At 39.0% G+C, this 13,331-nt stretch carries 14 protein-coding genes and 1 pseudogene; 7 read left to right on the top strand and 8 right to left on the bottom strand.

The window, feature by feature from the left end; all coding sequences use genetic code 11:
- The 3 genes from HBH39_RS11145 (at window position 1) to HBH39_RS11135 (ending at window position 4,533) form a co-directional block, all read left to right on the top strand.
- Window positions 1–810: a RecX family transcriptional regulator gene (locus tag HBH39_RS11145; RefSeq protein ID WP_167678271.1), complete on the top strand. Its 810-nt coding sequence runs from the start codon at window positions 1–3 to the stop codon at window positions 808–810.
- A 115-nt stretch (window positions 811–925) separates the two neighbouring features.
- Window positions 926–3,448 (top strand): MMPL family transporter, encoded by a 2,523-nt coding sequence (locus HBH39_RS11140; protein WP_167678269.1) that lies wholly within the window; start codon window positions 926–928, stop codon window positions 3,446–3,448.
- A gap of 206 nt (window positions 3,449–3,654) precedes the next feature.
- The gene (locus tag HBH39_RS11135) at window positions 3,655–4,533 is read left to right on the top strand and encodes a 4'-phosphopantetheinyl transferase family protein (RefSeq protein WP_167678267.1); all 879 of its coding nucleotides are present in this window, start codon (window positions 3,655–3,657) and stop codon (window positions 4,531–4,533) included.
- 26 nt (window positions 4,534–4,559) lie between these two features.
- Here HBH39_RS11135 and HBH39_RS11130 read toward each other — a convergent pair whose 3' ends face one another.
- The 5 genes from HBH39_RS11130 to queF all read right to left on the bottom strand — a co-directional run bounded on the left by HBH39_RS11130 (window position 4,560) and on the right by queF (window position 8,201).
- Window positions 4,560–4,955: a hypothetical protein gene (locus HBH39_RS11130; protein WP_167678265.1), complete on the bottom strand. Its 396-nt coding sequence runs from the start codon at window positions 4,953–4,955 to the stop codon at window positions 4,560–4,562.
- A 187-nt stretch (window positions 4,956–5,142) separates the two neighbouring features.
- Window positions 5,143–5,556: a hypothetical protein gene (locus tag HBH39_RS19660; RefSeq protein ID WP_208764149.1), complete on the bottom strand. Its 414-nt coding sequence runs from the start codon at window positions 5,554–5,556 to the stop codon at window positions 5,143–5,145.
- Entirely contained in the window at window positions 5,553–6,152 is a 600-nt protein-coding gene (locus HBH39_RS19655; RefSeq protein WP_208764148.1) for a DUF2955 domain-containing protein, read from the bottom strand. The genes HBH39_RS19660 and HBH39_RS19655 overlap by 4 nt, the downstream gene beginning before the upstream one ends.
- Complete coding sequence (locus HBH39_RS11120; RefSeq protein WP_167678263.1) at window positions 6,142–7,206, bottom strand: HlyD family secretion protein; 1,065 nt, start codon at window positions 7,204–7,206, stop codon at window positions 6,142–6,144. Before HBH39_RS11120 ends, HBH39_RS19655 begins: the two co-directional genes overlap by 11 nt.
- 140 nt (window positions 7,207–7,346) lie before the next feature.
- Window positions 7,347–8,201 carry an NADPH-dependent 7-cyano-7-deazaguanine reductase QueF gene (gene queF, locus HBH39_RS11115; protein ID WP_167678260.1) on the bottom strand — a complete coding sequence of 285 codons (855 nt, stop codon included), beginning with the start codon at window positions 8,199–8,201 and terminating at the stop codon, window positions 7,347–7,349.
- Between the two features lie 54 nt (window positions 8,202–8,255).
- Between queF and syd the strand changes: the two are divergent.
- Window positions 8,256–8,905, top strand: a pseudogene (gene syd / locus HBH39_RS11110) (SecY-interacting protein).
- 85 nt (window positions 8,906–8,990) lie between these two features.
- On the opposite strand, the gene HBH39_RS11105 reads toward syd, so the two are convergent.
- Window positions 8,991–9,764, bottom strand: a complete 774-nt coding sequence (locus HBH39_RS11105) for a Zn-ribbon-containing protein (RefSeq protein WP_167678258.1) — start codon at window positions 9,762–9,764, stop codon at window positions 8,991–8,993.
- A complete protein-coding gene (locus tag HBH39_RS11100) occupies window positions 9,764–10,087 on the bottom strand; it encodes a hypothetical protein (RefSeq protein WP_167678256.1) in 324 nt (107 codons plus the stop codon). Before HBH39_RS11100 ends, HBH39_RS11105 begins: the two co-directional genes overlap by 1 nt.
- Window positions 10,088–10,263: 176 nt before the next feature.
- Between HBH39_RS11100 and HBH39_RS11095 the strand changes: the two genes are divergently transcribed.
- Window positions 10,264–10,650, top strand: coding sequence for a DUF3192 domain-containing protein (locus HBH39_RS11095; RefSeq protein ID WP_167678254.1), 387 nt, complete (start codon window positions 10,264–10,266; stop codon window positions 10,648–10,650).
- Window positions 10,651–10,653: 3 nt separating this feature from the next.
- On the opposite strand, the gene HBH39_RS11090 is transcribed toward HBH39_RS11095, so the two are convergent.
- Window positions 10,654–10,899, bottom strand: a complete 246-nt coding sequence (locus HBH39_RS11090) for a DUF2789 domain-containing protein (RefSeq protein WP_167678252.1) — start codon at window positions 10,897–10,899, stop codon at window positions 10,654–10,656.
- Window positions 10,900–11,065: 166 nt separating this feature from the next.
- Between HBH39_RS11090 and HBH39_RS11085 the strand changes: the two genes are divergently transcribed.
- Complete coding sequence (locus HBH39_RS11085) at window positions 11,066–11,692, top strand: GNAT family N-acetyltransferase (RefSeq protein ID WP_167678249.1); 627 nt, start codon at window positions 11,066–11,068, stop codon at window positions 11,690–11,692.
- 19 nt (window positions 11,693–11,711) lie between these two features.
- Window positions 11,712–12,035, top strand: a complete 324-nt coding sequence (locus tag HBH39_RS11080; protein ID WP_167678247.1) for a DUF962 domain-containing protein — start codon at window positions 11,712–11,714, stop codon at window positions 12,033–12,035.
- The last annotated feature ends 1,296 nt before the right edge of the window (window positions 12,036–13,331 follow it).

Below are 13,331 nucleotides of genomic sequence, written 5' to 3'. Positions count from 1 at the left end.
ATGCAACGTCAGCCTTTACGCCAAGCTCAAACTATTGATAACGTTTTTACCTATGCTTATTGGCACCTTGGACAACAAGACTTCACCATCAAAGAATTGCGCACTAAGCTCGAGCGTAAAACAGATAATCAACAGTGGATAGATACTGTCATTGCTCAATTAATTGACAATGGTTATTTAAAAAATGATGCTGAATTTGCCATACGTTATTGCGAGTTAGCGTTTAGCAAACAACTTGGTAAAGGCGCAATCAAGCGTAAGTTGCAATTACGCGGGCTAGGCATGACTGATATTGATAATGCAATTGAGATAGTGATGGAGCAACAAAACATTGATCTCTATGCCTTGGCAACATCAAGATTACTCAACAAATTTGACCATTTTCATCATACCAGTCGTGAGAAAATTTTTTCTCAAATGACCACCAAAGGCTTTTCGCATGCTGAAATTGAACATGCATTAGCACAGCATCCTGAGCAAGACTCTTTGCGAAGTAAATTGGCCATAAAAGCCGATAAAGTTGATTTAAAAGCTGAAATCATAAAACTTTATAAAAAAGGCAAGGGTAAAACATTGATTTTACAAGAGCTAAAACAGCGATTAATTGATATTAGTGAATTTGAAGACACGCTTTACCAATTAATGTTAACCAATGAGGTTGATTTTTATCTGAGCTGTAAAAATGAATTGGCTAAAAAGCGCTTCGATGTATCTGATTATAAACAAAAGACTAAAGCTTATGCTTATTTAACCCGCAAAGGCTTTGATAGCGAACAAATTAAATATGCCATGTGTGATGTTCAAGAGTAACGACTAACATTTAGCAACTTACTTTACTTCCCTCTGTGTTGAAGTGGGGGCATTTTTCATTCATTGCTTATCAAGGTTATAATGCAATTACCTGATTATCATTTGAAGTTTACTTGTGAAACATAGTCTTTTTTCGAAGCATCATCTTCCTTTTATCTTATCACTTATTCTTATCGGTTTAGTTACTTACCTAGCTGTTATCTATAGCAAAAATAATTTTGTGGTTGATTCAGATTTAGATGGGTTAGTGAAGCAAGATGCGCCGTGGAAAGATAATCTACAAAAGACAACCAATGAGTTTGGTCAGTCAGAGAACAGTTTAGTGATTGTGATTTCAGGCGAAAACAGGCATGAAGTGCAATCGGTTACTGAACAATTACACGCAGATTTTACTGCCGAACCATTATTTAGCGATGTGTTTTCACCCACCACATTACCTTGGTTTAAACAGCAAGCATTATGGTTTTTAGCCGATGACGAGTTTACAAGCTTTAATGATAATTTAGTCAATTTGATGCCAAAACTACAGGCTGCGTTATCGCTTCAAGCAAAGGGGGCCGATGTGGCGGCGATGCAGTTATTAGCCCAATTAAATCATGCATTGCAAATAGATGATGAGACTAGCGCTAAGCTATTAATCAAAGCGATTAATCAAGTCGCCAGTGAAAAAGCTAACGTGGATTGGTTTGAAGTATTACTGCCAGAGAGTACTGATACGAGTTATCAAATTATTAGCATTAATGCTAAGCCGCAGTTAGATCAAAAAGAGCCCAACAGATTAATTATCGAAACTGCGCAAACTATTATCAGTCAATATAACCAAAATCATCACCATGATGTGCAAATCCGTATAACGGGGCAAACCGCGTTAGATTTTGACGAGATTAGCGATGCCAATAATAGCGTTAAATTAGCCGGTACCATGTCGTTGATTGGCTTGATTGTGGTGCTAGGATTTGGGATCCGCTCGCTACGCATTATTTTAGCCAGCTATGTGGCGGTTATCATTGGCCTAGTTTGGACCTTAGCGCTAGGACTTTTGCTGGTGGGCTCGTACAACACCATTTCGATTGTCTTTTTGGTGATGTTTATCGGCTTAGGCGTCGATTTTGCGATTCATTTTTGTTTACGCCTTCGTGAAGAACAAGTCCTGCATGACACCAATTTAGCGAGTTTATTTGCCTCTATTCGTGGTACATTGCTGCCGCTTAGCTTATGCGCAATTACATCAGCGATAGGCTTTTTGGGTTTTTATCCCACCGCTTATACCGGACTTGCAGAGCTAGGGATTATATCTGCTGCGGGGATGGTAATGGGGTTACTGGCCACCTTTACTGTTATTCCAAGTTTCTTCTATGTATTTGGCTATCCTAAAAAATTAATAGTAAATGGGATAAATACTGAGCTGAATGTACCGATGGATGATGCCGATTTTTGGTTGCCAAAGCATCACAAGCTGGTCGTTTTTATGGCTGTGGTGGCATTAGTGATATCAGGTTATGGTGCCAGTAAGATGGAGTTCGATTTTTCCACCTTGGTACTGAAATCGGTTAAATCGGAATCTGTCAAAACCCTTGAAGAAATACAGCAGCAAGGATTAACCTCGAGTTATCAGATGATGATGCTAGCAACATCGCCAGCAGAAGCGGCAAATTGGCAATCACAGCTTTTGACCTTGCCCGAAGTGAGCAATGTGGTGTCGATTAACTCGTTTTTACCCCAAGGGCGTAGCGAAAAGCTGGCGGCATTATTAGCCGCGCTTAATGCCTCTCCTGCCCCGATTATGACCCTAGACAATCTAACCACTTTGCAGCAAAACCTTATTGCGAGTCCGCTTGCTCAACAAGGCTTAGAGCCGCAAACCATAAGATGGTTACAGCAAAATGAGCAAAGCGTGCTGATCAGCCAAATAAATCAAACTGCGCTGTTGCCATTACAGCAAATGTATCTTGGCTTAAACCAATTAATGCAAGCTCCAGAAGCGACTTATGCAGATATCCCAAAGGCACTGGCGCAGCGGTATCAAAATGATGAGTATTTGCTGGTGGTCGCTTATCCCGCTGGTGATATGCGTGACGTTAAGCAGTTAGATCGCTTTATTCAAGCGGTACAAGCGATTGCGCCCGATGCAACTGGTAGACCTGTGGCCGAGCAGCAAGTGGGGCAAATTATTATCAAGGCGTTTTTTCAAGCGGTTAGTTATTCATTACTGTTAATTGGCCTTATTTTGCTAATTGCGTTAAAGCATAAACGAGATGTATTGTTAACCTTTATTCCGTTATTGCTGACCACGTTGTCGACAATGGCGGTGGCACACTGGAGCGGGCAGGCATTAAACATGGCCAATATTATTGTTATTCCGCTGATTTTTGGCTTGGGTGTTGATAATGGTATTCATATTGTTGAACGGTTTAGAAGTGTTGGATCTGCTAGAGCTTTTTATCGTTCATCAACACCAAGAGCCGCCATTTTGAGCTCGTTAACCACAATGGCGACATTTGGTTCGCTATTATTAGCGGATCATCGCGGTATGTACAGCATCGGGTTCTTATTAACTATCGCCATTGGCTTTTTGCTGTTTTACAGCTTAACAGTGTTACCTGCATTATTGTTTAGTGTGAAAAAGGGGCAAAGTTAGCATGACACTTGCGTCAAGCTAAGCTTAGTAAAAAATATTATCGAGTTAATGAATGTTACTTTTCAGTAATGCTGATTTTATTCTAGAACGGTTCATAGCATTGATCTTTACTCTGCGTGAAATCCCCATCCTTTAGGTCGAGTAGTGTGTTAACTATAGAAACTGGATAATAAACCAGATTAATTTTCTTATTAAGTGAGGGCTCATTGTCTTTAAGTAACAGCACAGCAAAACAGCATAGTGAGTTGCAAACAAGTTTGCAGCCGCGGGTTTATTTTGTGCCATTAACCGCGTTGAGTGATGCTCAATTCAAAGCTTGGTTGGAACTTGGCTGGTTAGAGAATGATGAAATCCAAAAAGTGCTGCGTTACAAGTTGCCTTTGGCGCAGCAAAAAGCCTTACAGGTTCGGTTAGCATTAAGAGTGATTTTATCTTTACAGTCTCAAGCTAACTCGCTGGCAATTAGGCCACAGGATTGGCAGTTTGAATATGCTGAAAAAGGTAAACCAAGCTTAAGCCATGCTTTTAAGGTAAAAACTGGATTACATTTTAATTTAAGCCATAGTGGTGATTGGTTGATGGTGGGAGTGCTTTCGTCCTTCACGCACGTTATTGAACCACATGCCATAAGCCATGAGTTGATGCTGGGGGTGGATATTGAACGTTTACGATCCAACACCAATATTGAGCCAATTTTGAAACACTATTTTACGGCTCAAGAAATTGCAGATTTACTGGTTCTGACAAGTGATTTGCAACGCGAGCGTTTTTTCGATTTATGGGCTTTAAAGGAGGCTTTTATCAAAGCTATTGGTAAAGGTTTGGCCCAGCCATTAAGCTCATTTAGGTTTTTGTTTACGGATAATAAAGTTGTTAATAAAGAAGCACAAACTTTGGTGTTAACTGAGCAAGGCATGATCAACTTTATTCCTCCAGAACCGTATCAACAGCCTTGGCATATAGAGTTTGGCCGCTTAAATAAAGCTTATCGGTTTGCTTTGTGTATTAACTGTGTGAGCGCTGACATAAAGACGCCAATAATAACAGAGTCATCATTGGCGCATTTGCTAGCTAACAATGAGTAAACTAAATCAAATTGTGTTTATTGAGTTTAAAAAGCGTAGCGAAAACCAATGCCACCGTTCAAACCCAAGTCTGTTTTGTCATCAAAATCAAGTTCTGGAGCGACTTGGGCGTATGCATCCCAGCCTTTACCGAGTTTAAAATTAAGCCCAAAAGGCATACGAATACCATAACCATGGTCCCACCCAAAAAATGCACCACCACCAATATACCAAGACATAGGAACCTCTTGAGTGTCAAATTGGCCTTGTTTGAATAGGTAATCGCCGCTTGCACCATCATTGCCAACAAAAAAATTAATATTATCGACTTGCCCTGTAACACCAAAACCTTGGTCAAATCCAAAACCTAATTTAAGTTTTTGAGCTTGTGCTGAGCTCAAGGTTGCGAAAAATACTATAACTGCGGTTAACACATGCTTCATTGTTCTATCCTATCAATTTAGTCGGTTGATGATCTGCCTAATGTCGGTCTTTGGCAAAGGTGGCGAAGTTTACATAAACATTAAATAAAATCAAATGAGCAAGTTGGGAGGCTGATGATTAAATATCCATACGAGGAGGCGAGCAACGATAAAGTACTTGATAAGTACTTTATCGCTGATATTGATATTAATTGGTTGAGTTATTGCTCAACGCTTTGGGGGTGAATTTGACTAAATTCATTATGAGTGCACCAACTAAAATCGCAACTATGATTGCCATTAAACGAATAAACTCAGCGGATAAAGAGTCGATCCCTTCATGTTTAATCACTTGATAAGTGAGTACGACAAAATTTGTAAATAGTAGTTGATAAAGAGTTAACGGACACTTCCTTGAGATTGCAAAGCAGGCCATCTGTAATCCACAAAACAGGGTGATCCCCAATAAAGCCCAAGTTGAAATACCAAAAGTATATAAAAGCATAATTGGAACTGTGAATAAAATGCCCAACACAGTGGTAACAATCTTGTTGACGCTAAAAGTGCGATGATCTTCTGGCATGGGGATTTTTAAGATGCTACTGATTGTAATTGCTATCAATATTGTCTGGCTCCCCCTATACCCATTAAAACAACAAGTACAATACACATTGCTGTCGCTTTAAACAGTATTAATCCAATATGATCTTCTGCACCGCTATGACCGACTTCATCGGGCAATATGTCTTTTTCTTCACCGGGAAACAGTAAAAAACTCAAGTAAGTGACGATAATCGCAATCACAAAAGCCTTGAATATTAACCAAGGTAAAATATTCATCGGTGCATTCATTTGGAAATTCATCACCGTAATGATAATAATAACTACCAATACTAATGTCGAAATTAAATCTTTTGGATCTCGATGACTTCGGTAATAACTCCAAAATAGTAATGACCAACAAAATAGTGAGTAACCGACAGGCGTGTCTTTTAACACATTACCTAAAAATGCCAATACAAAGCAGATAAACAATAAAACGATAAGCAGTTTTAGTAGCATGTTTAATGGCGGTACAGTTGGCATGATAGTTAATAATAGCACCACAAAAATGGGTGCTAAACTAGCCATGGGATCACCACTATAAAATAAATAAAAAAGTAACAAGATTGGGAAAAATACCAATCTTATTACTGGATTAGCTGCATTACGAAACATAAGTCCACACGCTAACAATACGAATCCAAAGTTTAGCTAATAATTCACCGAAACTACTTTGTTCAGTAAAAAATGCTACGGTAGCTTGTGAGCCATAGCGAATATTGTGTGGCACTTCGCCATTCTCAAAGACAATATTGACAGGGTAACGTTGCGCGCTGAGTGATTTAGTCTCAGCAGTAATAAAGCCTGTTGCTTGATCAATGTTATTACTGCCGCCTGTACCCCAGCCGATACTTTCCACTCGGCCATTTAATACTCTGCCTGGCAGGGCATCAAGGACGATTTCAACTTTATTGCCAACTTTAATATGTTCTAATGAGTTTTCTCTAACTTGTGAGGAAATCCAAACTGCTCGTGGGTCAATAAAGGTCAATAGAGGGGAACCCACACTGGCTTTCTGTCCCACAGTTAGTTGTAAATTAGATACAATACCATTTGATGGGGCTACAACCACTGTACGTTGAAGATCAAGCTGAGCTTGCTCGAGTTTTGCCATTGCGGCTAAGATTTGAGGGTTGTTTTCACCTTCTGGGCCTAAATTTTGTTTTGCTTGCATTAACGAGGCTTCTGCAGCCTCTAAGTTTGCTTGTGTGCGATCACGTGACTCAATGGCATTATCAAGATCTGATTTACTTAATACGCCTTGGTTGGCTAGCTCTGTAATACGTATTGCTTGTTCTCTAGCGTTGTTGCGTGCGGCTAATGCATCAACAACTTTTGCTTGGGCAACACTGACCGCAGCAGTATTAGCTCCTAAACTTTGACCTGTTAAGTCAAGGTTTGCTTGTGCTGCTTGCAAAGCTATTTCGTAGTTTCGTGGGTCAATTTTAAATAATACATCACCCGCTTTAACGACTTGGTTATTTTTTACATTAACCTCAATAATATTGCCATTTACCTCACTGGCGACTCTAACCAAATATGAGTGAACCCTCGCTTCGCCTGTCATCGGTGTGACGCGATCTGCCCATAGACTATATAACCAAATCGCTAGGATGATACCTATAATATAAAAGCTTAATTTTCTCGATGATTTCTCTGCCGCAGACATATTGTAGTTTCTCTGTAAAATGATGTTGTAGTAATTATCTAAGGAATGTCGATGTGATGATACTTTACCAAATGGATTGATTAAGTCATTAATAAATGCCTTTATTTTGCAATTAAAGGCATTTATTTTTCGTTAAAGTTTTACTGTCTTGCTAATCGATTTGACTCAGGTGGATGTTCAAAGTCGCTACGATAAGGGTTAATATCTAATCCTCCTCTTCGTGTGTAGCGAGCATAAACCGTAAGCTTGGTGCATTTGCAGTATTTCTTTAAATCGACAAAAATTCGTTCAACACATTGCTCGTGAAATTCGTTATGCTGACGGAACGAAATGAGATAGCGTAAAAGTTTCTCACGATCTATTTTTGCCCCTTGATAGCGGATCATTACACTTCCCCAATCTGGCTGTGAAGTGATCAAACAATTAGACTTCAATAAATTAGAATTGAGCGTTTCAGCGACATTTTTATCTTCGGTGCTATCTAAAAGCAAATCGGGATTAAAATCATAATTGTCGACTTCAATATCTAAATCATCGATACAAGTACCGGGTAATTCAACCACTCGTTCAAGGTTAAAGCTTTTAGGCTCGATCACTTTTACGCTAACGTCACCATTAGCCACGGTTGAGAGATCTTGAGATAAAGTTTGTTCAAGCTGGTCAACACTATCAAATCGAGTTTGATTAAAACTGTTCAAATATAATTTGAATGACTTCGATTCAATTAAGTTTTCACTGTTTACGTCTAAGCGCACCTCGGCAATAGCAACCATAGGCTTACCTTTGCTATTTAGCCATGATAATTCATAGGCCGTCCAAATATCAGTACCATGAAATGGTAATGTACTCGTTAATTCAATAGCGTCACGATTGAGTTTACGCGGGACCCCTTGCAACAATGATGCGTCATATTCAGCTTGATATTTGGTCACTTGCCCTAAGGTTAAGCCTTTAAGTGCTGCTGCATCATTATAAGGATCGTGATTTTGTGTCATCTAATCGGTTTCCATGTCAAAATATCGTTTTATTATAAACTATGAGAACAACTAGTGTCTTGCTCATCTGCACTTGAAATTTTTATAAATCAGTATCTGAAGGCTTATGAAGAGGCGCTATCAGAGTTACCACGTTATTATCCATTGGGTGAAGATTCTGCTTGTATTCAAGGTCACTTTAACAAAGACACTGATCAAGCTGTTTATTTTAGTCCTTTTAGGCGAAAAAGCTCATCCCACTTTAGTAACGTTGAAAAAGCATTGGAAATTACCCTTCATCCCGATATTAATCAATATTATGGTGAATACTTCAGCGCACCTTTAATGTTCACCAGTCCGTGGGGGAGGGGGAGTTACTGCAAGCATGGAACCAGCAAGATTTTGAATATTTGCAGCAAAATGTGATTGGCCATCTAATGATGAAACAAAAACTCAAGCAACAAGCCACATGGTTTATTGGTGTGCTGGGTGACGGTGATGAAATGCTAACTGTCGATAATGAATCAGGTAGTGTGTGGATTGAAATTCCGGGTGACAAACCAAAGCAAAAGCTTGCTGATTCATTAGCAGAGTTTATCAGAAGTATTTCGCCTCGGGTTGCACCACCTGTTAAACCTTTAGTCGATGATGATGTTCAGTGGCAACATCCTGGAATTTGGCAACGGATTAAGATGATGTGGCAATATTTGTTGCGTAAAAAATAGTTGATTAGCTTTGAGCTAGCGCCATTCAGAGCGAGATTCGCCTTAAGTTTAATGATGACAAAAGCGCACAATGCGCTTTTTTCCTTTATTGGTGATCCCAAGAAAGATTAGATATTAACCTGCAAGGCTCACAACGAAAATGAAACATGTCTAATAATGGTTCATTAAGCTTCCATTCTTGAGAACCACATTTAGGACATACTCGAGCTTGTTCTGACGCAAGACTTTCACCACCAACTCGGTACAAATAATAATAGGTAGGCGTTTTCGTCAGGTATTCAATTCTTCCGCGTAAATCCCAGCCTCGGCGAAATAGATCGCTGTCTACTTCGCTTATTTCATCAAGTGCGGCAAATTCTGCTTTAGTGGCTGCGGCCATTTGAAGTTCATCGCAAGCCTGCCATTCGCTTTGCCATTTTATGATGCGCTTGTGATCGCCGTTAAAGGTCGCAGGAATTTGGTATAACGGAATAGGCAGCAAATTATCACCACTGCGAAGTGGCGAACACATATGTACATAACTGGTATAAAGCAATTGCCAGCTTACAGGCTCTGTATTGCTGACTTCTGAATTAATATCTTGGCCTATAAATTTTTCTCGAGGGGTGAGCAGTTTTGCATCCGTGAGTCCTTTTAAGGCTGATTTGACCCAAGGGCTGTTATACCTATTTGCCAAACTGGTCTTTTCTGGCTGCATTAAGCGCACGCGAAACTCACCATCATTGTAGGCGACAGCAAATTCACGCCCTAAGATTTGACCATTAGCGCGTAAGGCTTCCAAATAATGGTTAATGGCTTTTTCGGCTGCAGTAATCGTAGTGTCGGCAAATGGTTCAAAGCGTAATTCAGTTACAAACATTAATTAGTTTTTCCTGCTAAAACTTGCTCTAATGATGTTACACGCTGAATTAACATTTCGATTTGTTCAACCATGAGTTGCTGCTGCGCTAACAGTTCTTCAATAGATGGCATGTCTTGAGAAGCCTGTTGTGTAACAGGTGCCTGAAACTCGGGTATGGTTTGCCATTCCGATTTTGGCATGGCTTTAAATTGCTGTAAGCCTTGAACAATTAATGGCATAGGCACTTTACCAACACGACTTTTTATCAATGCAACGCTGGGTGTGTGGCCATTAGTTGCGATAGCTTTTGCTGCTGCAATCACTTGTTCAATTGAACTCATTTTTAGTGAATTTCCTTAATTTTAAGTAGTGAGAATCACTAACTATGTTGCTTACTTGCGCATTATTGTTAAAAATCATATAGATAAAAGTTGGCATATTTTTAGCTTGTAGTAAAATATTAGCATTAACTATTTATGCTATTCTTTAATATACATTCTAACAAAAAGGACATGACATGAAATCAAAATTAATGGGTGCCGCACTAATTACTTCTTTATCTCTAGGTTTAACGGGTTGTGTGATAAATATAGGCGATCATGAGTCTCGCGCAGACCGCTTTTACTGGGAAGTTAAGCAAGAGAAAAACATTGACAACTTAACTAAGTTAAATTTGGGTATGGCGTTGGATCAAGTGCAATTGATCATGGGCGCGGCTGAGTTTACTGAGGCATTTACCAAGTCTGCAAATGACGCTAATGCTAAAGAGGAAGTGAAAGTCTTGTTTTATCGCACCCAATGGGTGGAAGGCGATGGTAAAACAACTAAAAACGAATGCACTCCTGTTGTCTTTAAAAATAATACTTTAGTCGGTTGGGGTGATACGGCTTATAAGAATATCTAGCCACTACTCGCTATTTGAACTCTGCCTTAACATGACGTCCAATTGGTCAATGACTTCAGACCATTGGGCGTCCTCCTGTAAAGACTCCGTCAAAAATGTTCTTTGAGCACTATTCCAAAATGGTGCATCAATCAACAGAGTATGTTTATCTAAAGCATGTGCCGCGATAAATATAGTTATATCTTCAGGACGATTACTTAAACCTAATTGTTGAAACAAATGGTTTAAATTAGTTTTAGTCGTATCCATTTATTTTCCATTCAGTCGGTTTTAATCAATCTTGATTGTTGATTGAGTATCGGTTGTTCTCGTAAAAAATGCAAAATCGAACATCGAAATAAAATTGCAGATTGTTTCAAAGTTGTTAACTTGCTAAGTTAGAACTGAACATCAATTAGTCAAAGGACAACGATAAATGGATACCCCAACCTTTGAGCAGTTTCGCGCAGTGTATCTGACTGCGGAAGATTTACGTCTCGCTAGTTCAATTATTTACAATGCTTACCATGATGATCCTTTTTTTATTGATGTTTTCGGTGGTGAAGACAAAAGTCTGTATGAACAGAAACTTAGAGCCGCAATACGAGAAGAATTAAATGAATTATGGCAGCAAGAACAGCCTCTAATTGGCTGGTTTGACGGTGAGCGACTCATTGGTGTGGCGTGTGTTGTGACATCGCAGATTCCAATTGGAGAGTCGAGATACTGGCATTGGCGTTTAAAAATGGTACTAGGAACTGGTTGGAAATCTACCCAAGGTTTAATGCAAAAGGAGTCTTGTCTATTAAGTCATTTACCATCAGAAAAGTGCGGTATTTTACAGTTTATTGCTTTATCGCCTAGTGAGCAGAGAAAAGGAAATGGTGCAAAGCTAATTCAAGCGGTATTGAGTTGGTGCGATGAACAACCAAACCTTGATGGTATTGGTGTATTTGTTAACCACCCTCAGCATCATAAAGTGTTTAGTCAACAAGGGTTTCAAAGTATTGCCGAAGTGACTATTGGTCAAGTGAGTGGTGAGATTTTATTCTATGCCAAATAAAACCATTGATGGGGGGGTTATGAACAAAAAGTTTGACAGTTTTAAAGCATTTTACCCTTTTTATTTATCGCAACATCAAGACCCGGTTTGTCGGCGCTTACATTATGTTGGTAGCACAATTGTCTTGGTTGTGTTGATAAACACTCTGATTAACCAACAATGGTGGCAGTTATTATGGTTACCTGTGATTGGTTATGGGTTTGCTTGGCTTGGACACTTTATGTTTGAAAAAAATCGTCCAGCAACGTTTAGATATCCCATATACAGCCTTATGGGAGATTGGGTTATGTATGCTCAAATGTTAAAAAAGATGTTTTTAAAATCTGAAGATAATCGTAAATAGTCCCTTTCCCCCAAAGCTTTGTGAGATATATCTTACAGTGCTGTAGGTTTTTATTGAGTAATTATGTGTACTAATGACAGTGGTGTTGTCAATAATTTATATTATTCAATAACTTAATTAAGAAAACTGGTTGGTGTTTTTTTTGTGTTTCTTTTGTAAATAGATGTTTGTGTGTTTTTAGTTAACTTTTTAGATATACAATGATTACATCAAGTCACCGATACAGCATGTTTAATCAGGAAGATAAAACATTGCATCGTAACACTGAATTTCAAGGATGATTTAAGGACACGCCTAAGGATTGAGGGCATAAGCTCGGCAAATGGATAGCCGAAACAAGGAAGAGTGAAAGCGTAAGCTGACACAAGGAATAAAGGAATAGGAAAGCAGGAAGCTTAAGGATAATTCAACGGATTTGAATTTTCAGTAAAGGATGACTGAACAAGGGACTGAACTCAACCTACGTCTGTAAAGGAATGTTGAGAAATATGGAAATGGAACCGCTAGGATAGCATGTCGCATGGATGGAGCAGGGAGCACCAATTTAGCAGGATTGCTGACAATAAGTGTTAAATGGGCACAACCTTTAAGGTTGTGCCTTTTTACATCTACAACTTAGGTATTGCGCTGTAGGTGAAATTAACTCTAGTAAACCTTACCGATAGCACTTTGCTATAGTGCTTGTGAGATATATCTCACAAGATGTGTAAGTTAATTCAGTTTTGTAAATGGTAATTATCTTTCGACAGTATTTAAGCTTCTGAAAAGTAACGGTTATTGCTGAGTTTGTTTAAATGGTTGTGTTGTGGTTTTGTTGCATCTTTGTTGGAAGGGGTGGCTTGTTTTAGATGATTACATTAACATTTGTTTAGCTAAGGAGAGCGCCAATAGGAGTGTATAAGTCTATTTTTAATTGGATTCCATACTAGGTTGGAATGGAATGTAAAGGATGACAACTTGCTATTGTTTAGGAAAAACACTCACGGCAAGCAAAAAAGGTTAAGTAAAATAGCCAACATTACGGATTAAGGTTGGATAGGTATAAATGATTTGTACCCAGGTAGTAAGCAGGATGCCTTGTTTACCGTAAAAGGATTTAATTGATACTTATGGATGATGTCAGGACACGCTTAGGATAGAGCAGACTCGGTCAACGGATAATCGAGTAAGATGGAATGTACGCTAGTACAAGGATTATCAAGGATAGTGCACGGACAGTTGCAGGAGCAAATTTACGCATGGATGGTGCAGGGAGCACAAAAAATAGCTGGAAAGCTTAACAAGAGAACAGAAGGC

This window comes from Shewanella aestuarii (assembly GCF_011765625.1).
Taxonomy (GTDB): Bacteria; Pseudomonadota; Gammaproteobacteria; order Enterobacterales; family Shewanellaceae; genus Shewanella; species Shewanella aestuarii_A.
This window is presented reverse-complemented; position numbering and strand designations above follow the sequence as displayed.